Below are 20,287 nucleotides of genomic sequence, written 5' to 3'. Positions count from 1 at the left end.
GTGGCGGATGCCAGTGCGGGCAGAGTGTCTGGTGGCGCTGCCGTACCTGCTGTTTTGGGTAAGGCCCCAAGCGCCCCTCCAAAGTGGGGGACTTCCCTTTTATAACTGCCATTCTTTGTTTGCTGATCACACCTGCCCTGTTGTCTGAGGTTATTGAATGTCTAAGCGTCGCAATCCTAAAAAAGAAAAGGCCCTGCGAAACCAGGCCTACGCCCGCAAGTTCCGCAAAAAGCGCTCTGGCAACCAGCGCTTCTTCCGCCGCAACAACTCCGGCGCTACCGATGAAGAGGGCAGTGAGGATAAAGAGAATAGCGACTACTCCAACAATAACGCCTAGGCCAGTGGCGTTTGGGTCAACAGTGCTCAGGCTGTCCCTAGCTTAGGGCTGTGACAACAGCGGCGGCAGCTTGCCGACCCGAGGCGATCGCATCCTCTGCGCCGCTGCCGCTGCACCAGTCGCCACAGCCCACCAAGTTCGTCAATTTAGGGCTAGCTAAGATCGGTGCCCCTAGCGCCTGTCGCACAAATCCATAGCGCCAGCGGTGCACCTGCATCCAATCGGGAGAAAGCATCCAGGCCCCTAGGTGGGCTGCCTCCGCCAGCAGCGTCTGGCCCGTAGGTTCGAGGTTAGCTTGATCTAACGCGTCAGCCGCAAATGCCGCACTGCTGTGCAGCACGATCACCGATTCCGGAGGGTCAGCGCGTTTGCTGCTGTCTAGGGCTATCCACCGCAAAGTGGGGTGGCTGTTGCCTGCGATCATCCATCCATCCGCCCTTTCTTGAGACGCTAAACGCGTCGATCGATCTGGGCCATAGCCTGCCATAACAGTAATCACGGCATCAAAACCGACCCGCTGAATCTGGTGCAGCAGGTCGTCAATTCCTGCGCTGCGCTGCGCTGCGGTATGCAGCAGGGCAGCGGCCTGGGGGGCAGGAATCGCCAGGACAACAGCCCTGGCGGCAAAGGCTTTGGGCTTGTCTTGCTCAGACTCCCCTAGCCAGGTTCCTTCAACCTGCCAGCCCTGGGATAGGGGGGTGAGGCGGGTGGCAAGCCAGTGGCGCTGAATCGTTAGCTCAGATGCCATGGCCTTGGCCACCGCGCTCATCCCTTGAGGAGCTACATAGAGGTCCTGGGGTGACATAGCCGTCAGTAAACCGTCAGCGCTAAGTTCAAATCCCTCGGGCTGCCAAGGCTGGAGGATGCCGGATGCCAGTAGCGCTGGAATAGGGCTGAGCTCTAGATCGGCAAAGGGCTGCAAATATCTACAGCCGTGGTCTAGAACGGTGGCGCCGATGCGGCGGGTGGCTAATCGTCCCCCGAGGCCGCGCGACTTGTCGACAACTAGCACTCGGTAGCCCAGCTGGTGCAGCTCCTGGGCCGCCGTTAGCCCGCTTAGCCCCGCCCCAATTACCACCACATCTTCCATGCTGATTCCCCCTGGAATTTTGCTGTGTTGTCGTTGTCCAACATCCTATCTTGGGGAATTGTGTAAAAATGTAAGACAGTTTTTAAACGGTGATGTCCGGTGGATGAGCTGCGATCTGCCCTAGAGCTAGCGACGGATGAAGAACTCTTGGCCTTAACAGATATGCTGTTTCGGCCTCGGTTCAACCCGCTAGACTATCTACAAAATCCTGCCCCGTTAACTGCGCAGGCGGGCAGTCGGCAGCAGTGGCTCGACCGTTTGGAGCGCCGCTTTCGGTTCTTAGCCGCCGATGGGCTAACGGTGATAAATGGGCAAAGTCAGCGGATAACCTATCGACAAGTGCTAATCCAGGTTTGTAACTATCTCAAATTGCCCTATGGCAAAGCCTGGTCTACCGATGACCTAGAGGCAGAGGTGTTTTTGCACCTGCTGCGCAGCAACTGGAGAAAACTGCCCCAGGCAGAGCGCGATCGCCTCCACCAGTCCCTAAAGCAGTCCCTAGCAGGCTCAGCCCGGTTTGAGGCACTACCCCTGGACCTTCAGACTAACCCCCTGAGTTTACTGGCCAAAGGCAGTGGTGTCGTAGCTGTGAGCGCCGTATTGCAGCCCTGGCTGCTGCAGCAGATTGCCCGGCAAATGGCCTTTCAAATGGCCCGCTACGAGGTGGCTCGACAGGCCGTAATGAAGGGTGGGGGGACCGTAGTGGCTCAAATTCAGCAGCGGGTTGTTCTAAATATGGCATCTCGAGGGGTAGCCGCCAGCGCCGCGCGCTATGGGGCCACGCGAGCGGTTTTTTCAGTATTAGGACCAGCTCTTTGGGGCTGGCTTTTGGCTGACCTGGGCTGGCGAGCGGTGGCCACCAACTACAGCCGGGTCATTCCGGTCGTGTTTACCCTGGCACAAATTCGCTTAACCCGCTCCTTCGAAGATTGGGAGCTTGCTCTAGGATAGGGAATTGCTAAGCTCCGCCAGTTGCCAACTGCCCTGCCAGTGGGATGCTATGCCGAATCTAAACCCAAAGCCCAAAACCCACTACGAGCAGTTGGGGGTTAAGCCTACCGCTAGCCCACAGCAAATTCGGCGCGCCTTTCGTGACCTGAGTAAGCTCTACCATCCCGATACCACCGAACTACCTGCCGCCGAAGCGACTGAAAAGTTTCAGCAGCTCAACGATGCCTACGCTATTCTCAGCAGCCCCGATCGCCGCTGGACCTACGATCAGCAGGTGGGATACTCCCGCATTTCGCTGATGCAGCCCTTAGATTCGCTGCGGCACTCCGCAACGCCCCCCCTGCGCCGCGAGCCCGCCAACCTGTACCTCGACCCTACCGATCGCCCCCTGTCAGCAGGAGAAATCTTTGCCCTGTTTATTTTAGGGCTTACCTTTGTAGCCTGTCTGGCCTTAGTCGTTACTGTCGGCCTGACCCGCGGCGAGTATACAGCCGATCGCGGCACAACCCTAGGAACAGATCTAGAGCAAGGACCATCTGGTCCAGGAACGCTTGATGCAGAGGCTCCCTCGGCCCAGGCTGAGGCCAGCAAGGTCGGGGAATTGGGAGCAGAGTTACCTAGTGCAGCGCCTTCCCTCCCTACAAAACCTGCTTACCCAAGGCCTCCAGCGGCTTCGCCACCGACGTGGCTCTAGCCCAGCCGCTGAACGTTCACTCTGCATTAATTAATTCTTTGTGGGTTTCTTTTTCCTATGGCACTTCCCTCTGCGGCTACCCCCCTCTACAACCATCCCCTACCCGATATCGAAGTCTGGCTGCGTCAGCAGAACTGCACCCAAGACAGCAGCAATCTTCACTGTTGGCACGTGGTGCGACCCCGCTGGGAAGCCGAAATTGTGCTTGAAACAGACTGTATTGTGGTGCGCTACATCAGCGCCGGAGTCGAGGACAAGGATATTCAGCGGGTGTTCAAGTACTCTCTCAGCCGCCAAGATTTGGAGGAGGCAATTTTTTCTGGCCCCTAGGGTGTGTCATCAATTCTGGCTAAAATCCTGATTCCACCAGCATTGCCACGCCCGCCCCAAAAAACAGGCTAGGGGCTGTACCGTTGATTTTTTGACCATCAGCAACTAATTGATTACAGCCCCTAGCAACCTACGGCATAAGTGTATTAACTATTGCCGATCGCAAGCGATCGGGGGGCTTGGGGAGGTAGAACGGCAGCCTGATGTCCGCCCAGCGTCACTATGCCCCAGCCCTGAAAGGAGGATCGGCATATCTAGAAAAGAAAAGCCTTAGCAGCAGGCTAAGGCTTTATCTGTATGCGGATGAAAGGACTTGAACCTTCACGTCCGAAGACACTAGAACCTAAATCTAGCGCGTCTACCAATTCCGCCACATCCGCGTCAGGTGATTTAGCATAGCAAAGAATTGAGAACTCTGGAAACCCTATTTCACCTCTATTCCTTCTGGAAACAAAAGAGCGCTAGGGGCCCACGACAGCGGTGCTGGGGAAAGCACTTCGCTTCGGGTTGCCACAGAGGTAAATTGATGACTGGGGCTGCCTAAATTCGGTGTTAGCGACAGCCTTTAAAGGATTTGCGATGCTGGGAGGTAGGCCCTAGGGTTTGCAGAGCCAGACGGTGGGTGGCGCTGCCGTAGCCCTTATTTCGGGCCAAGGAATAGCCGGGATAGCGGCGATCGAGGCGAACCATGAGGCGATCGCGCCATACCTTAGCCAAAATACTGGCGGCGGCAATCTCGGTGTGAATGCGATCGCCCTGCACCACGGTTTGCTGGGGAAAGCCCAGATTGGGGATGGGCTGGTTGCCGTCCACTAAACACAGATCTGGCGTGACAGCCAGGCGACGCAGGGCTCGAGCCATGGCCAGCAGACTGGCGTAGAGAATGTTCAACCGCTCAATGTCGTGAACCGTGCCCAACCCCAGGGCATAGCCCGTAGCCAGACGTTGAATCGGTTCCACCAGGCGATCGCGCTGGGCGGCAGTCAGCCGCTTGCTGTCGGTCACGCCCAGCGCCTGGAGTCGCTCACAGGCGCCCGGTGACAGCACCACCGCTGCCGCCACCACGGGGCCAAACAGACACCCTCGGCCTACTTCATCGACCCCAGCTGTTGTAATCGGCGGGCCGTAGCTGCGCACCACCAGCGCTAGCTCCTAAGGCTACTCATCGCCACCGTCGTCGGTGGCAGAGGAGCGGCGGCGGCGACGGCGGCGGACGCTGCTGCTGGCCTCTACCTCTGCCTCGGGGGCGTTGTCTTCAGAGCTTAATTCGGCACTGGCGGGGGCAGCCACGATCGGCTCTGGAATGCCTGCGATCGCTTCTTTAGGACTATCCGCAGCCTGGGTCTGAGCCCGGGCTGAGCGAGTGCGCACCGTACGGCTGGGCTTAGGCGGTGGAGAGTCGGACTCTGCGTCAGATTCTGCGATCGCGAGGGCGGGCATTTCCGAGGAACTCTCCCCTCCTGCGGCAGCTGCCGCAGGGGTTTCGCCCGAACTGCGCGCGCTTTCTTCTGAGGCAGCCTGACCAGGTAGAACCACCGACACCATCACATTGCGGGGGTCGTCAACCTCCTGGGTTGACAGCACCATGGGCGAAATACCCATCATGGCGTAAATCCGCTGTTCATCAGCGGTCATCTCAACGGTTACCACCTGGGGAACAACCGCAGGCTTGCGATTTCGGGAAGAATCGCCCTGCGAGTCACTCCGCCCCCCGGTTCGCCCGCGCCCGCGAGACGGCGCTTTATCTTCCTCAAGCTGGTTGGCTAACACCACAGGTGTCGCTGCCTCCGCAGGTTCTTTGCCCTCAAGGCCAGGTCCTGCTCCAGCATCCTTCACTGCGGGAGCATCTTTTCCATTGCTGCGGACGGTGGGCAGGGGATCACGGCGGCGGCGGCGGCGATTGCTGCCCCGTCCTGAGCGATCTTGGTAGCTGGGGTGATTGACTAAATCGAGTTCTTGCAGGTCAGAACGGCCATCAAAGCTGTCGGCATCCCCTAGGGATGGTGCTGGCGCCACCTGCGGAGATGTTCCGCCTCCAGATACCAGAGCACGGGGCGCCTCCTGCCCGTTGTCACTTGGGGCCTCGCCCGGCAGGTGTACTAGGTGGCCAAGCCCACCACAGGTGGGGCAGGGACGCCCAAATAATTCATAGATATTTTGGCCCTGACGCTTACGAGTTAGCTCTACCAGGCCCAGTTCAGACAGCTGCGAAATTTGGGGTCTGGCTTTGTCAGAGCGCAGAGCCTTATTGAAGTGTTCCAGCACCTGGAGTTTGTCGCGCCGCGAATCCATGTCGATGAAGTCGACCACGATCACCCCAGCAATATTGCGCAGGCGCAGCTGCCGGGCAATTTCGGTAGCTGCTTCGCAGTTGGTCCACAGCACCGTTTCACGGGCTGTGGCCGAGCGGGTAAAGGAGCCGGAGTTGACGTCAATAACCGTTAACGCTTCGGTGCGCTCAATGATAATGTAGCCACCGGAGGGCAGATCGACCCTGGGCTTGAGGGCCTCACGGATGGCCGCATTCACCCGAAAATATTCCAAAATGGGAGTGCGCTCGCGGTGGTGATCGATTAGAACTCCCGCCGGCACCTGGCCATCGCTCCAGTTAGCTAGATGCTGTTTTACTCGCTTCATGCCCGTACTGGAGTCGGTCACAATGCGGTTGACATCAGCATTGTAGGCGTCGCGCAGAACCCGCTGAATAAAGTCGTCGTCGCGATTGAGCAAGGCCGGCGCGCGAGTGTTTAAGGCCTGTTGCTGAATGCTCTCCCACTGTTTTTGCAGGGTTTCTAAATCTTCGATAATGGCGTTTTCGCTAATGCCCTCGGCTTCGGTGCGCACCAGTAGCCCCATCCCGGCTGGCTTAACCAGGATGGCTAAGGCCCGCAGGCGGTTGCGCTCGCTCTCGCTGCGAATGCGCCGAGACAGGTTCACCCCACGCCCAGAGGGCATCAGCACCAGATAGCGCCCGGGCAAGCTAATGTTGCCGGTCAGGCGAGGCCCCTTGTTGCCAGTGGGCTCCTTCATGATCTGCACCAGCACTTTCTGCTGGGGCACTACTAGCTCGGTAATAGAACCAGCGCTACGCTTCAGCTTCAGGGGGCCAAGGTCGGTAACGTGCATAAAGCCGTTACGTTCGCTGTCACCAATGTTGACGAAGGCGGCATCAATGCCGGGCAGCACGTTTTCTACCGTGCCTAAATAAATGTCGCTAACCTGGTGGCTTCCCGTTGCCACGATTAGCTCTTGAATCTGATCTTCAGAAAAAACCGCAGCGATTCGGTTTTGCTCAGCAATAACAATCTGCTTCGGCATTCAAATTCCTCATACGACGCTCACCGGGGCGAATAAAGTCTGCTTTTCCTGCCCTGAGTGGGTGATTTGGCTATTCACAAGCCACGTCAGCACCGCCACCGGGTCGTCGGAAAACTCATTTGCAAAGGCTTTGCAATGGAACTCACCGCGACACCGCGATGACCTCGTATCTCCTAAGGGCATGCACAAATCACCTAGCCCGCCGGGCAACTCTGGGAATTCTTGTTCGGACTGGATCTCGTTTGCGCTAGATCTGCTTGGGATAAACCGCACAAGCTGAACAAAAATTCTGACAGAAGCCTTGAGCGCTAAGGATGTGTAGCTGCTTAAGACACTTGCTATGCACCTTTGCTCAGGTACATCAGCTCCTGCTGTGTGCATTATAGCGCCAAGCAGAAGCAGCAACATTATATTGCGTACCTTTTTACCACAAGTGGGCAAAAATCGCATCTGCAATGTTGATTTACATTGGCCTAGGCCCCCTCCATGGCCAATAAAAAATGGGAGGAGCCTGCGATCGCAGTCTCCTCCCACCGGCTGTAACTATGGCGCTAGCTTAGGATGCCGCTGCCGTGGCCCGAGTGCGGGTACGCCGCTCGGCCACAGCCACCTGAGGCTCGGGTTCGGCTTTGGGCTTCGGTTCGGCTTTGGGCTTTGGTTCAGCTTTGGGCTTTGATTGGGCCTTAGGCTTTGGCTCAGCCTGGGGCTGGGGCTGGACTGAGCCTTCTACACCAGCTCCCTGAATCAGCAAAATTAGCATCGGGTCGCGCTTATCCAGCTCTCGCCGCACCAGGCGTCGCAGATCTTGGTCAAGGGCAGCTTTGAGGGCATCTAGGTCGAGGGCAGCCTTGCCATTGCCGTTGGACACCATCAGCTCAGAGCCACGGTTAGAGAGCACCTGGGTAATGATCTGCTTCACCTGCCCCTGGAAACGCTCCTGGGAAATTGACTGGGCTACCCCGCGAATTTGCACGGTGGGTTCGGCCACCAGTTTGCCATTGCTGCCCACAGTGGCGGCGATCGTGACAACGCCGTCCTCGGCTAGCTGCTGCCGTTCCTTGAGCACATCGCGGCCCACTACCCCAACGCGGGAGGCATCTACCAGCTCGATGCCCGAGGGCACCTGACCTGCGATGCGAATGCCCGCTGGGTTGACTTCAACGATGTCGCCGTTGTTAATGATCACCATGTTTTCGGCGGGCACACCCATGCTCTGGGCCGTTTCAGAGTGCTTGACCAGCATGCGATGCTCGCCGTGAACGGGTAGAAAATACTTGGGCCGCGTCAGGGCCAGCATCAGCTTTTGATCTTCCTGGGCACCGTGGCCGGAAACGTGAATGCCCTTGTCTTTGCCGTAGACCACCTTGGCTCCGCGCATCATCAGCTTGTCGATGGTGTTGACCACCGAGATGGTGTTGCCGGGGATGGGGTTGGCAGAGAAGACCACCGTGTCTCCTTTCTTGACCTTGATCTGCCGATGGGAGTCGTCGGCGATGCGGGTGAGGGCCGCCATCGGCTCACCCTGGGAGCCGGTGGTGAGAATTAGCACATTTTCGTCGGCGGTATGGCCTAGGGATTTGAGCGGCAAGAACAGGCTCTCGGGGCACTTGATATAGCCCAGGTCGCGGGCATGGGCGATGACGTTGAGCATGGAGCGACCCACCACAAATACCTTGCGGTTGTGCTTTTGGGCCAGCTCCAAAATCATGTTGACCCGGTGCACGGAGGACGAAAAAGTGGTGACAATTAGCCGTCCGTCGGCTTTGCTAAACTCGCGATCGAGGTTGGGAAACACCGATCGCTCCGAGGGAGTATGGCCGGGCACCTCAGAGTTGGTGGAATCGCTGACCAAACACAGCACACCCTTCTCGCCAGCCTCCGCCAGCTTTTGAATGTCAAAGGTTTCGCCGTCGACGGGGGTGTGGTCAAACTTAAAGTCGCCCGTGTGAATCACAATACCTACGGGGGTGTGAATAATCACTGAGCAGCTGTCGGCGATCGAGTGGGTGTTGCGGATGTATTCGACCAGGAAGGAGTTACCCACCCTCACAGTTTCGCGGGGACGCACCTGCCGCAGTTCGGTGCGATCGCTCATCCCTGCTTCCTCTAGCTTGCCCTCAAGCAGCGCCATAGCCAGGCGAGGGCCGTAGATTACGGGGATGTCAAACTGCTTGAGGTGAAAGGCAATACCGCCGATGTGATCTTCGTGACCGTGGGTCACAATCATGCCCTTAATCTTGTGGCGGTTTTCCCGCAGGTAGGTTACGTCGGGCAGCACAATATTGACCCCGTGCATTCCATCGGTGGGGAAGGCAAGCCCGGCGTCGAGCAGCATAATTTCATCGTTGATCTCGAAGACGCAGGTGTTTTTGCCGATCTCATGCAGTCCCCCCAGGGGAATGATTTTCAGGGCGTTATTGGCAGAATTTGAAGTCATAAACAATCTCGTCAGTAAACAGTTGTTTGAAAATTTGGAAAGTTGAGCAGAAATAGATAGCACCTAAGGCCAGACCGCGTATGGTGATCGGGAATTGCGCTATACCTCAGCGGGCAAGACAATTTCCTTAGCCTGTATGCAGCGCAACTATGGCTCTAGCGGTCGGCAGGAGCAGTGATAGGAACTATGCAGGCCCAAATCGATGTCGCAACATCGACAGATAGAGCGGCTAGGGCCATAGACAGTACAGATAGATCCATAGATAAAGTTCACACAGGAATAAAGGATAAGCGGGCTATTCAGTTGTTAGAAAATTGGGCAGAAATGAGTAGCTTCCTCGAGCCGGTTTAGCTTAGGGGTTTTCCTGAGGCACCGGAGGCCTTAAAGGTAGTGCCCTGCGCTTCGGCTAGTCGTTGACCCATTAAAAGCTAGGCTCTCTGGGCTAAAATACCCTGCTCAGAGAGCTGCTGCAGCACCTCTGAAATTGCAATACTCACAGACTCATCGGGCATACACAGAGGCGATCGCACAGCGCCCACCGGCCATCCCTGCTGCGCTAGCGCAATCTTAAGCGGTACTGGATTGGTGGTAAGGAACAGTACCTTGAACAAAGGCAGTAGCTGCAAATGAATTTTGGTAGCCAACCGGGTCTCTCCGGCTTCGTAGGCCTGCACCATACCTTGAATTTGAGGGCCAACCAGATGGCTGGCAACACTTACTACCCCACAGCCGCCCACGGCAAGGATTGGAAGAGTCAATGAGTCATCCCCGGAGTAGATGCCAAACTCAGCAGGGGTATGATAACGAACTTGACTGGCCTGGTCTAAACTTCCGCTAGCCTCCTTAATAGCCACTATATTCGATATTTTTGCCAAACGGGAAATGGTCTCAACGCCCAGCGCGCAGCCGGTACGCCCAGGGATGTTGTAAAGCATAATCGGCAGGTCGGGCACCGTTGCTGCGATCTGGCTGAAGTGCTGATAGAGACCCTCTTGGGATGGTTTGTTATAGTACGGTACCACTTGCAGGGAGCCATCCAGCCCCAGGTCACAAGCATGGCGAGTGGCCTCGATCGCCTCTGAAGTAGAATTTGACCCAGTGCCCGCGATTACCTTAGCACGACCGGCTACGGCCCCGCTCACGGTCTTGTACAGCTGATATTCCTCCTGCCAGCTCAGGGTTGGCGACTCCCCCGTAGTGCCGCACACGACTATTCCGTCACTGCCGTTGGTCACCAGATAATCGGCCAGGCGCTCGGCCACAGCATAGTCAACGGAGCCATCTTCAGAAAATGGCGTCACCATTGCCGTTAACACCCTGCCAAAATACGTCACCCGAATGCCTTACGTCCTACGAAATCCAATGTTCCTGAGATTATACCAAGTTCGCCCCCGGCGGGTCAGCCCTGGGAAAGATTAGAAGCTTGCTCCTACGGTTTGGGGCACCGTCAGCAGTTCCGCAATCTGAACGGCGTTTAGGGCCGCTCCCTTACGGATCTGGTCGCCACTGAGCCATAGCTCTAGGGCATTGGGATTAGAGATGTCCTGGCGGATGCGACCTACCAGCACATCGTCTTGCCCGCTGGCCTCAACTGGCATGGGGAAGTAGTTTCGACCCCAGTCTTCGACGACCTTGACCCCTGGGGCTTTGGCCAGTAGAGCTTTAGCCTCCTGGGGCGCAAACGGAGCTCCAAATTCAATGTTAATCGCTTCGGAGTGGGCTCGCAGTACGGGTACCCTCACACAGGTGGCCGAAATCCTCAGGTTGGCGGCACCGAAAATCTTGCGAGTTTCGTTCACCATCTTCATTTCTTCTTGGCAATAGCCCTGCTCGTTGAGCGGCGAGTTGTGGGGAAACAGATTGAACGCCAGGGGATAGGGGAACGCCTCCGCCACCGGCTCTTCCCCCGCCAGGATGGCGCGAGCCTGCTGCTTCACCTCTTCCATGGCGCGCGCTCCCGCACCGCTGGCCGACTGGTAGGTGGCCACAACTATTCGCTGCACGGGCTGGACCTGATGCAGGGGCCATACCGCCAGGGCCATAAGAATGGTGGTGCAGTTGGGGTTGGCAATAATGCCCTGGTGGGTCTGGGCAGCCTCGGGGTTGACCTCGGGAACAACGAGGGGAACGGTGGACTCCATTCGGTAGGCGCTGGAGTTGTCGATACAAATGGCCCCTGCCGCCACGGCCTTCGGCAGCCACTCCTGCGAGACGGATCCCCCTGCCGATGCCAGCACCAGGTCAATACCGGCAAAGGAATTTTCCCCTAGCGCCTGCACGAGAATCTCTTCGCCTCCAAAGCTCAATGTGGTACCAGCCGAGCGGGGCGAGGCCAGCAGGGTCAGGTCTTTGAGGGGAAACGATCGCTGCTCTAGCAGCGCCAAAAGCTCTGCCCCCACGGCCCCTGTGGCCCCTAACACCGCAACCCTTAGCCCGTTCGACACAGCGCTACCTCATCGAGATGATCAAAAATGTTCAAAGTATACGTGCATCAGCTGATACTAACATTTTGGCTTTGCGGCTCAACAGCCCTGCCCGAGGAGTTGGAACGGTGGCTTGATTTCCGTCCAGCCGTTCGAGGCGCTCAAAAATATGGACTAAACCCGAGGAATACCGATCACACCATAGCAATAGAGTATGCTTATAAATTGCGTCAAAAGTTCTCCAGGCCACTTTGGAGCTTGCGCAGCCGCTGTCTAGTTACCAAAAGACCCCATGAAAGTTACTCAGGAAGTACTGCCCGATAGCCAGGTAGGCCTAGAAATTGAAGTCCCCGCCGATCTATCTCAAAAAACCTACGATCAGGTGCTGAGTAAGATGATGCGGACGGTTAACGTACCGGGCTTTCGCAAAGGCAAAGTGCCCCGCAAGGTCTTTTTGCAGCGCGTCGGGGTGCCTCAGTTTAAAGCGGCGGTACTGGAAGAGCTGGTGCAGAATGCCGTAGATAAGGCGATCGCCCAGGAAGAGATTGACGCGATCGGCAACTACCAGCTCAAAACCTCCTTTGAAGAATTGGTGCTCGCCTACGAACCGGGGCAGCCCATCACGATTCAAGCCTCTGTCGATGTTCCCCCCCGCGTCACGCTGAAGCAGTACAAGGGGTTATCCGTACAGGCTGAAGAAATCTTGCCCGACCCAGAGCGCGTCGATACGACCCTCAGCCAGTACCAAAACAACTTGGCCACCCTGGTACCCATTGAAGATCGCCCGGCCCAGCAGGGTGACGTGGCGGTAATTGACTTCGTAGGCAAGGTTCAAAACGAGAGCGGCGAGTTCGAAGAGTTTCAGGGTGGCTCCGGCACCGACTTCCAGGTAGAGCTAGAGGAAGGACGGTTCATCCCTGGCTTTGTCGAGGGCATCATCGGCATGGGCCTGGATGAAGCTAAAGATGTTGAGATTCCTTTCCCCGATGACTATTCCCAAACCGAGCTAGCGGGTAAGCCAGCGGTGTTTTCTATCACGCTGAAGGAAATCAAAGAAAAAGAGCTGCCCGACTTAGACGACGATTTCGCCCAGGAAATCAGCGAGTTTGAGACCATTGAGGAACTCAGAGCATCGCTAACCGAGCGCTACCAGACCGAGGCCGAGGAAAAGACTAAAGCCAACAAGGATGCAGCTCTGATCGAAGCCCTGGTAGAGCATCTAGAGGCTGAGATTCCCAACACTCTGGTGCAAAAAGAGGTGGACTTTGTACTCACCCAAACCATCATGCAGCTCAGCCGTCAGGGCATTGATGTCAACAAGATGCTGACCCGTGAGCTGGTAGATGGCATGCGGCAGCGCACCCGACCCGAGGCCATCGATCGCCTGCGCCGCACCCTGGCGCTGGGGGAAGTGGCTAAGCAAGAGGGCATCAAAATTGAAGAGGAGGCCCTGCAAGAGAAGATCAAAGAAGCCATGGCTGAGGTAGAAGATCCCAGTCAGGTGGATCCCGATCGCCTCAAGCAGGTGCTAACTGAGGAGCTGCTTCAGGAAAAAATTCTGGCCTGGCTCGAAGCAGCCAACACCGTTGAGCTTGTGCCTGAAGGAACCTTGCAGGAGGCCGCAGCAGAGGCGGCAGCGGTTGAGCAAGCCGATGCGATCGAAGCCGAGGCCGCTGAGGTAGATGCCGAAACCGCCACCGTAGATGTTGAGGCCACCGATGTCGAAGCTGCCAATGTCGTAGAAGAGACCGAGGAAACACCCTGAAAACCCGGTCAGGGCCAGAAATTAGCCAAGGTAGCTAACAATTCGATCGATGGGCGGGCCCAAATGTGGTTCCGCCAGGGGAACCTACCCCGTGAAGCCAAATTTTTGGGGCATAATGTCGATTAGGCCAAGCAATAGCTTGGCCAGCCAGCCGTCTCCGATTGGGCTAGCCTAGGCAACAACCTTAGGGCTACCGTAAAGCAATATCTTGAACCCCTTGAAATCTTGCCCAAACCCACTATGATTGCATCGAACCCTTTAAATAGCCCTATTTTGAGCTTGAGCCAGTCTGCCCTGAACACCAACCAGGTTCGCAGTATGCTGCCCGTTGTCGTAGAGCAATCAGGGCGGGGGGAGCGGGCGTTTGATATTTACTCTCGCCTGCTGCGGGAGCGAATTGTGTTTTTGGGCACTCCGGTTACCGATCAGGTGGCTGACTCAATTGTGGCGCAGCTGCTTTATTTAGATGCTGAGGAGCCCGAGAAGGATGTGCAACTTTACATCAACTCCCCTGGCGGCTCTGTCACAGCGGGGATGGCTATCTACGACACCATGCAGCAAATCCGCCCCGATGTGGTGACCATTTGCTTCGGCTTAGCCGCCAGTATGGGAGCCTTTCTGCTCTGTGCAGGGGCTAAGGGTAAACGCCTGTCGCTACCGAGTTCTCGAATCATGATTCACCAGCCTCTGGGAGGTGCCCAGGGCCAGGCGGTGGACATTGAAATTCAGGCGCGGGAAATTCTCTACCACAAGAGCCGCCTCAATGAGCTGATTGCTTACCACACCGGGCAGCCTATGGATCGGATTGAGGCTGACACCGAGCGCGATTTTTATATGTCTGCCGCCGAGGCTAAGGACTACGGGCTGATTGACGATGTTGTAGAGCAGCGATCGCTTTCGGCCAACGTCACGATGACTGCACTCAACTAGGGTCATTTTATGTCTAAGTACGACTCCCATCTTAAGTGCTCGTTTTGCGGCAAGTCTCAGGAGCAGGTGCGCAAGCTAATTGCGGGGCCGGGGGTCTATATATGTGACGAGTGCGTCGATCTATGCAACGAAATCTTAGACGAAGAGTTGTTTGATTCGGGCACCGCGATCGCTCAACCAGTACCCCGTCGCGATGCGCCATCCCCAGACCACCCGAGGACGGCCCCAGCCATCTCCCTCAGCCAAATTCCCAAACCACGGGAGATTAAGAACTACCTAGACGAGCACGTCATCGGCCAAAATGAAGCCAAAAAAGTGCTCTCGGTGGCAGTGTATAACCACTACAAGCGGCTGAGTTATCTGCAGGGGAACGATGGCGAGGCTCCCGAAGATGTTATTGAGCTGCAAAAGTCTAATATTCTGCTGATTGGCCCCACGGGCTGTGGCAAAACGCTGCTGGCCCAAACCCTGGCCCGCATTCTAGAGGTGCCCTTTGCCGTGGCCGACGCCACCACCCTGACCGAGGCCGGCTACGTAGGCGAAGATGTTGAAAACATTCTCCTGCGGCTGCTTCAGGTGGCCGACCTGGATGTGGAAGAGGCCCAGCGGGGCATTATCTACATCGACGAAATTGACAAAATTGCCCGCAAGAGCGAGAACCCTTCAATTACCCGTGATGTGTCGGGAGAAGGGGTGCAGCAGGCCTTGCTGAAAATGCTGGAGGGCACTGTGGCCAACGTGCCGCCCCAGGGCGGGCGCAAACACCCCTACCAGGACTGCATCCAGATCGACACCAGCAATATTTTGTTTATCTGCGGCGGCGCCTTCGTGGGGCTGGAGAAAATCGTCGAGCAGCGTATTGGCAAAAAATCCATTGGCTTCGTGCAGCCTGGCGAAGGGCAGTTTTCGCGCGAAAAGCGCACCGCCGATGTGTTGCGCCACCTGGAACCCGACGATCTGGTGAAGTTTGGTCTGATTCCTGAGTTTATTGGCCGTATTCCGGCGACTTCAGTGGTCGATCCGCTGGACGAAGAGTCGCTCATGGCCATTCTCACTGAGCCTAAGAACGCCCTGGTGAAACAGTTCCAAAAGCTGATGCGGATGGACAACGTGCAGCTGGAGTTTAAGTCAGACGCGCTGCGGGCGATCGCCCGTGAGGCCTATCGCCGCAAGACTGGCGCCCGTGCCCTGCGCGGTATTATTGAAGAGCTGATGCTCGACATCATGTACGAACTGCCCTCCCGCAAAGATCTCAAACGGTGCACCATTACCCGCGAAATGGTTGAGCAGCGCTCGACCGCTGATCTGCTGGTGCATCCCTCCTCAATGCCTAAACCTGAGTCTGCGTAGCCATGCCCTACGTTCAGGTTAACCAGGTCAATCACTACTATGAGTGGGTGGGTACCGATGCCCCCCGCGATCCAGAGTCTCGCAGGCCAGTGATGGTGTTTGTCCACGGCTGGGCCGGGTCAGCCCGCTACTGGCAGAGTACGGCGGCGGCCTTGGGCGATCGCTACGACTGCCTGCTCTACGACATGCGCGGGTTTGGGCGATCGGTCATTGCTGTTGAACAACAGGCGGCAATGGAATCGCGAGGCTATGAGCTAGAAACCTACGCCGACGATTTGGCGGTGCTGGTGGATAAACTGGGGTTGTCGAAAGTCTCGATCAATGCCCACTCCATGGGGGCCTCGGTGGCAGTGTATTTTTTGAACCAGTATCCGCATCTGGTGGATCGGGCCATTCTCACCTGCAACGGCATTTTCGAATACGACAAGGCCGCCTTTGAGTCATTCTACAAATTTGGCGGCTACGTGGTAGCTGTGCGACCCAAGTGGCTGGGAAAAATTCCGCTGGCACCGCGCTTTTTTATGGCCCGATTTCTCAACCGCCCGATTCCCGCTGCGGAGAAAATTGCTTTTTTGGAAGACTTTCTTGCCGCCGACTACGCTACGGCCTTGGGCACTATTTTTACCTCCGTCAGTAAAAAAGCCACAGAGGTTATGCCCGTAGAGTTCGCCAAAATCACTGTGACAACGCTGCTTGTATCAGGTGAGTTCGACAAAATTACCCCGGCGGAACTGGGGCGCAGGGCCGCAGATTTGAATCCGAAGATTGAGTATGCGTTGGTGAAAAATACTGGGCACTTTCCCATGCTGGAAGATCCCGACACTTACCTCGACTACGTCAACGCATTTCTTGGGGAATCTAGGGAAACGCCGGTGGCCTCAGCTAGCTAGCTGCTGCCCGGCTATCCTTTGTCTTAGCCACCTCATCTCTTTCCTCAGGAAGAGGGGATTTGACCATGGACATATTGCCCACCGACCAGCTCATGGCCTTGGATCGCCGCCATGTCTGGCATCCCTACGCGGCGATGCCGGGCACAGGGCCAGTGTTTCCGGTGCGATCGGCCCAGGGGGTCTACCTGGAGCTGGAAACCGGGGAGCAACTGGTGGACGGCATGTCGTCGTGGTGGACCTGCATTCACGGCTATAACCATCCCCGGCTGAACCGGGCGGCCCAGGCGCAAATGGACCGCATGAGCCACGTCATGTTTGGTGGGCTGACCCATCAACCCGCCGTGCAGCTGGCCCACAAGCTGGTGCAGATGACGCCAGAGCCCTTGCAGCAGGTCTTTTTTTGCGATTCTGGCTCGGTGTCGGTGGAAGTGGCGATGAAGCTGGCGATTCAGTACTGGCACAACCGGGGAGAGCCGCAGAAGCAGCACTTTCTCACCCTGCGCCACGGCTATCACGGCGATACCTTTGCGGCGATGGCGGTGTGCGATCCGGTAAACGGCATGCACCATCTATTTCGCCACAGCCTGGTAGAACAGTACTTCGCCGATGCCCCCAAAATTCCCTTTGAAGGGGTGTGGGAAGAGAGCGATATTGCCAGTTTTGAGGCCATTTTAGAGCGCCACTCTGGCGAGATTGCGGCGGCGATTTTTGAGCCAGTGGTGCAGGGGGCGGGGGGGATGCGGTTCTATAGCCCCGAGTACCTGCGCCGGGCGCGGGAGCTGTGCGATCGCCACAACGTCCTTCTCATTCTCGATGAAATTGCCACCGGCTTTGGCCGCACGGGCAAGCTGTTTGCCTGCGAATATGTAGAGATTTCTCCAGATATTCTCTGCGTTGGCAAGGCGCTGACCGGGGGCTTTATGTCGCTGGCAGCAACGCTCACCACTAGCCACATTAGCGAGACGTTCGCCCAGGGGGAAGCCGGGGTGTTCATGCATGGCCCTACCTTTATGGCCAATCCTCTGGCCTGCGCGGTGGCGTTGGAGAACCTGCACCTGCTGGAGAGCTACGACTGGACCGCCAGGGTATTCGCCATTGAGGCCCAGCTCAAGCGAGAACTGGCTCCCTGCCGCGACCTGCCAGCGGTGAAAGAGGTGCGGGTGCTGGGGGCGATCGGCGTGGTCGAGCTGCACGAGCCAGTGGATATGGCGGTGGTGCAGCCCCAGTTTGTGGCCCAGGGCGTGTGGCTGCGCCCCTTTGGCCGCCTGATTTATACGATGCCGCCCTACATTGTGGAGCCAACCCAGCTAGGGCAGATTACAGCGGCCATCGCCAGTGTTGTGGCAGGGCTGTCCTAGCGGGCTGCCCAGGTAAGGTTAACCAACCAGAGCACCCATCTTGCCGCTCTGGTAATCGGCCATAGCCTGGTAAATCTCTTCGGTAGTATTCATCACAAAGGGGCCGTGGCCAACGATGGGCTCGTCGATGGGTTCACCGCACAGCAGCAGGGCCGTGGTGTCCTGGCGGCAGTCGAGGGTGAGGGTGGTGCCAGGGCGATCGCAAATGCCGATCTCTGCCTCTGCAATTGGCCCCGACCCGCCCATGAGCACGCCACCCTTGAGTACAACCAGGATGGTGGTGTAGCCCTCGGGTACATCTAAGGACACCAGCTTGCCCCCCGACAGGCGCAAATCCCACAGGTGAATGGGGGTAAAGGTTTGAGCCGGTCCCTGATGGCCCGCAAATTCTCCGGCAATTACCCGCAGGCTGCCCTGGCCGTCGGGTAGCTCAACTACGGGAATGCGATCGCGGGTGATGCCCTGGTAGCGGGGCGGGGCCATTTTATCTTTGGCGGGCAAATTCACCCAGAGCTGCACCATTTCAAATGCGCCGCCGGTTTGGGCAAAGCTGGGTCCGTGAAACTCTTCGTGCACCAAACCCGAAGCCGCCGTCATCCACTGCACATCGCCAGGGCCGATGAGGCCGCCGCCCCCGGCGGAGTCGCGGTGCTCGACCTCGCCGTCGTAGACGATGGTAACGGTTTCAAAACCCCGGTGGGGGTGCTCACCCACGCCACGCCGCGCGGTGGTGGGTGGAAACGTCGCTGGCCCGGCATAGTCGAGCAGCAGAAAGGGGCTAATCTCTTTTCCCAGGCTGTTATAGGCCAGCAGCGTGCGCACCGGAAAGCCATCGCCGACCCAGTGGCGACCCTGAGTGCGCTGAATGCTGTGTAGAGTCTTGGCGGTGCTGGGCTGGTTGAGGGTCGGCATAGTAGACAAAAACGCAACGGCTGGTGGCTAGGTTACAAAAGCTGGCTGATGTTTTCGTAGAAGGATGAAACTGGGCAACTAATGCCAATACTAGCGAATTCAGCAGTGTCGCCGACCTGATAGATGCGGGGAAGCCACAGGTTATCGGACTGTCGCTGATAGCGTTCCACCAAAATTTGCTGCTGATGTACCAGAACGTATTCTTCAAGCACAAGATTTGAGCGGTAGTCAGCGAATTTGTCGCCTCGGTCAAAGGCTTCCGTTGAGTCGGACAACACTTCAATAATGAGCTTGGGGTGCAGAATGAAGTCTTCGTCAGAACGCAGATCGCCATCGTCGCAGGTAACGGCCAGATCGGGATAGTAAAACAGGTTGAGGGAAGGCAGGCGCACTTTCATATTGGAGGCATAGGCTATGCAGCCTGTACCGCGCAGGTGGTTGACTAGCAGTGCTGCAAGGTTGCCCGTGATGATGACGTGGGCTTTGCTAGCCCCTGCAACGGCCACCATCTGGCCCTGGAGGTACTCATGTTTAATCGGGCTGATCCGCTCAAGTTGAAGATAGTCTTCAGGGGTAAAGTAGGCGTGACTTTTGCTGACGCTCATAAACTCAGACCCAAGAATTTGCGGCAGGCTGTGAATCTGATCCTGCTTTATCATAGCTACGTCCTGATCTTGCCAGACGAGGCTCAGGGAGTGAATACGGCCTGGCGTCGTTCTCTTAATTCTTCGAGGCAGAGCTAATGAAACACCCTATGACCCTCCATAGAACCTTGGCTAGACGTAGCGCCTTGGCAGCGACAACCCTCGGCCTGTGTCTTATCGCTCGATCGCTGCCAGCCCAAACGCTTCCCCTGCCCGACCAGCTGATTCCCCTGACCTCTACAGAGGGGCAGGTGCTGCTGCGCGACAGCGAGGCGCTGGCCGACTATGTGCCGCTGACCAGTCAGTTTGTCACCCAGATCAACCAGGCCTTTTGCGGCGTGGCCAGCATGGTGATGGTGCTCAATGCGTTGGGCATTCCGGCTCCGCTGGCCCCCCAGTGGGAGCGGGGCTACTTTACCCAGGAAAATATTTTTAACGAGAAAACTGAGGCCATTATTGGGCAGGATGCGATCGCCCGCCAGGGCCTCACGCTGGCAGAACTGGCTGGCATCCTCGAAACCTATCCCGTGAGCGCTGAAATCCACTACGGCAGCGATGTCAGCCTGGATCAGTTCCGCCGGTTGATTCGCGCCAATCTAGAAACCCCAGGCAACTACGTGCTGATCAACTACCTGCGCCGCGCCATCGGCCAGGAGCGGGGCGGCCACATTTCGCCCGTGGCCGCCTACGATGCCGACACCGACAAGTTCTTGATTCTGGATGTGTCGCGCTACAAGTATCCGCCCGTGTGGGTGCAGGCCGAAACCCTCTGGCAGGCCATCAACACAGAGGATTCGGTGTCGGGCAAGACGCGGGGATTTCTGCTGATTGAGGCGCGGTAGGGCGGGTGGATGGGTA

The 20,287-nt window shown here is 57.2% G+C and carries 18 protein-coding genes and 1 tRNA gene; 10 read left to right on the top strand and 9 right to left on the bottom strand.

Translation table 11 applies throughout. The annotated features are described in order from the left end of the window. Positions 1-157 precede the first annotated feature (157 nt). Positions 158-337: a hypothetical protein gene (locus LEPTO7104_RS0121280; protein ID WP_017300617.1), complete on the top strand. Its 180-nt coding sequence runs from the start codon at positions 158-160 to the stop codon at positions 335-337. Between the two features lie 37 nt (positions 338-374). On the opposite strand, the gene LEPTO7104_RS34760 is transcribed toward LEPTO7104_RS0121280, so the two are convergent. Further along, on the bottom strand, positions 375-1,427 hold the full coding sequence (locus tag LEPTO7104_RS34760) for an NAD(P)/FAD-dependent oxidoreductase (RefSeq protein WP_017300616.1): 1,053 nt from the start codon (positions 1,425-1,427) through the stop codon (positions 375-377). 99 nt (positions 1,428-1,526) lie between these two features. Between LEPTO7104_RS34760 and LEPTO7104_RS0121270 the strand changes: the two genes are divergently transcribed. From LEPTO7104_RS0121270 to LEPTO7104_RS0121260, 3 genes are read left to right on the top strand one after another with little or no spacing between them, the layout of a single operon-like run. Next, on the top strand, positions 1,527-2,378 hold the full coding sequence (locus LEPTO7104_RS0121270) for a YaaW family protein (protein WP_017300615.1): 852 nt from the start codon (positions 1,527-1,529) through the stop codon (positions 2,376-2,378). 49 nt (positions 2,379-2,427) lie between these two features. Then, on the top strand, positions 2,428-3,072 hold the full coding sequence (locus LEPTO7104_RS34755) for a J domain-containing protein (protein ID WP_017300614.1): 645 nt from the start codon (positions 2,428-2,430) through the stop codon (positions 3,070-3,072). 57 nt (positions 3,073-3,129) lie between these two features. Beyond that, entirely contained in the window at positions 3,130-3,402 is a 273-nt protein-coding gene (locus LEPTO7104_RS0121260) for a DUF3143 domain-containing protein (protein ID WP_017300613.1), read from the top strand. Between the two features lie 298 nt (positions 3,403-3,700). Here LEPTO7104_RS0121260 and LEPTO7104_RS0121255 read toward each other — a convergent pair. From LEPTO7104_RS0121255 to LEPTO7104_RS0121220, 6 genes are all read right to left on the bottom strand, one after another. Further along, positions 3,701-3,782: transfer RNA gene (locus LEPTO7104_RS0121255), tRNA-Leu, on the bottom strand. Between the two features lie 172 nt (positions 3,783-3,954). Then, positions 3,955-4,542 carry a ribonuclease HII gene (locus LEPTO7104_RS0121250; protein ID WP_017300612.1) on the bottom strand — a complete coding sequence of 196 codons (588 nt, stop codon included), beginning with the start codon at positions 4,540-4,542 and terminating at the stop codon, positions 3,955-3,957. 18 nt (positions 4,543-4,560) lie between these two features. Further along, positions 4,561-6,720 (bottom strand): ribonuclease E, encoded by a 2,160-nt coding sequence (rne, locus tag LEPTO7104_RS0121245; protein ID WP_017300611.1) that lies wholly within the window; start codon positions 6,718-6,720, stop codon positions 4,561-4,563. Between the two features lie 556 nt (positions 6,721-7,276). After that, positions 7,277-9,157: a ribonuclease J gene (locus tag LEPTO7104_RS0121235; protein WP_017300609.1), complete on the bottom strand. Its 1,881-nt coding sequence runs from the start codon at positions 9,155-9,157 to the stop codon at positions 7,277-7,279. Between the two features lie 428 nt (positions 9,158-9,585). Beyond that, positions 9,586-10,491 (bottom strand): 4-hydroxy-tetrahydrodipicolinate synthase, encoded by a 906-nt coding sequence (gene dapA, locus LEPTO7104_RS0121225; protein WP_071527289.1) that lies wholly within the window; start codon positions 10,489-10,491, stop codon positions 9,586-9,588. 81 nt (positions 10,492-10,572) lie between these two features. Then, entirely contained in the window at positions 10,573-11,601 is a 1,029-nt protein-coding gene (locus tag LEPTO7104_RS0121220) for an aspartate-semialdehyde dehydrogenase (protein WP_026072927.1), read from the bottom strand. 271 nt (positions 11,602-11,872) lie between these two features. Here LEPTO7104_RS0121220 and tig point away from each other — a divergent pair, with 271 nt between their 5' ends. From tig to bioA, 5 genes are all read left to right on the top strand, one after another. Then, positions 11,873-13,345: a trigger factor gene (tig, locus tag LEPTO7104_RS0121215; RefSeq protein WP_017300605.1), complete on the top strand. Its 1,473-nt coding sequence runs from the start codon at positions 11,873-11,875 to the stop codon at positions 13,343-13,345. A 240-nt stretch (positions 13,346-13,585) separates the two neighbouring features. Continuing rightward, the gene (gene clpP / locus LEPTO7104_RS0121210) at positions 13,586-14,275 is read left to right on the top strand and encodes an ATP-dependent Clp endopeptidase proteolytic subunit ClpP (RefSeq protein ID WP_017300604.1); all 690 of its coding nucleotides are present in this window, start codon (positions 13,586-13,588) and stop codon (positions 14,273-14,275) included. Between the two features lie 9 nt (positions 14,276-14,284). Further along, the gene (gene clpX, locus LEPTO7104_RS0121205) at positions 14,285-15,625 is read left to right on the top strand and encodes an ATP-dependent protease ATP-binding subunit ClpX (RefSeq protein ID WP_026072926.1); all 1,341 of its coding nucleotides are present in this window, start codon (positions 14,285-14,287) and stop codon (positions 15,623-15,625) included. A gap of 2 nt (positions 15,626-15,627) precedes the next feature. Beyond that, positions 15,628-16,515: an alpha/beta fold hydrolase gene (locus tag LEPTO7104_RS0121200; protein WP_017300602.1), complete on the top strand. Its 888-nt coding sequence runs from the start codon at positions 15,628-15,630 to the stop codon at positions 16,513-16,515. A gap of 65 nt (positions 16,516-16,580) precedes the next feature. Further along, positions 16,581-17,873 (top strand): adenosylmethionine--8-amino-7-oxononanoate transaminase, encoded by a 1,293-nt coding sequence (gene bioA / locus LEPTO7104_RS0121195; protein ID WP_017300601.1) that lies wholly within the window; start codon positions 16,581-16,583, stop codon positions 17,871-17,873. Between the two features lie 18 nt (positions 17,874-17,891). Here bioA and LEPTO7104_RS0121190 read toward each other — a convergent pair whose 3' ends face one another. Both LEPTO7104_RS0121190 and LEPTO7104_RS0121185 read right to left on the bottom strand, forming a co-directional pair. Next, positions 17,892-18,785, bottom strand: a complete 894-nt coding sequence (locus LEPTO7104_RS0121190) for a pirin family protein (RefSeq protein WP_017300600.1) — start codon at positions 18,783-18,785, stop codon at positions 17,892-17,894. Between the two features lie 32 nt (positions 18,786-18,817). Next, positions 18,818-19,390 (bottom strand): Uma2 family endonuclease, encoded by a 573-nt coding sequence (locus LEPTO7104_RS0121185; protein WP_026072924.1) that lies wholly within the window; start codon positions 19,388-19,390, stop codon positions 18,818-18,820. A gap of 185 nt (positions 19,391-19,575) precedes the next feature. Between LEPTO7104_RS0121185 and LEPTO7104_RS0121180 the strand changes: the two genes are divergently transcribed. Continuing rightward, positions 19,576-20,271, top strand: coding sequence for a phytochelatin synthase family protein (locus tag LEPTO7104_RS0121180; protein ID WP_017300598.1), 696 nt, complete (start codon positions 19,576-19,578; stop codon positions 20,269-20,271). Positions 20,272-20,287: the final 16 nt, after the last annotated feature.

It is taken from the genome of Nodosilinea nodulosa PCC 7104, from assembly GCF_000309385.1.
GTDB lineage: Bacteria > Cyanobacteriota > Cyanobacteriia > Phormidesmidales > Phormidesmidaceae > Nodosilinea > Nodosilinea nodulosa.
Note: the sequence above shows the minus strand (reverse complement) of the source record. Positions and strands in the feature narration are given on the sequence as shown.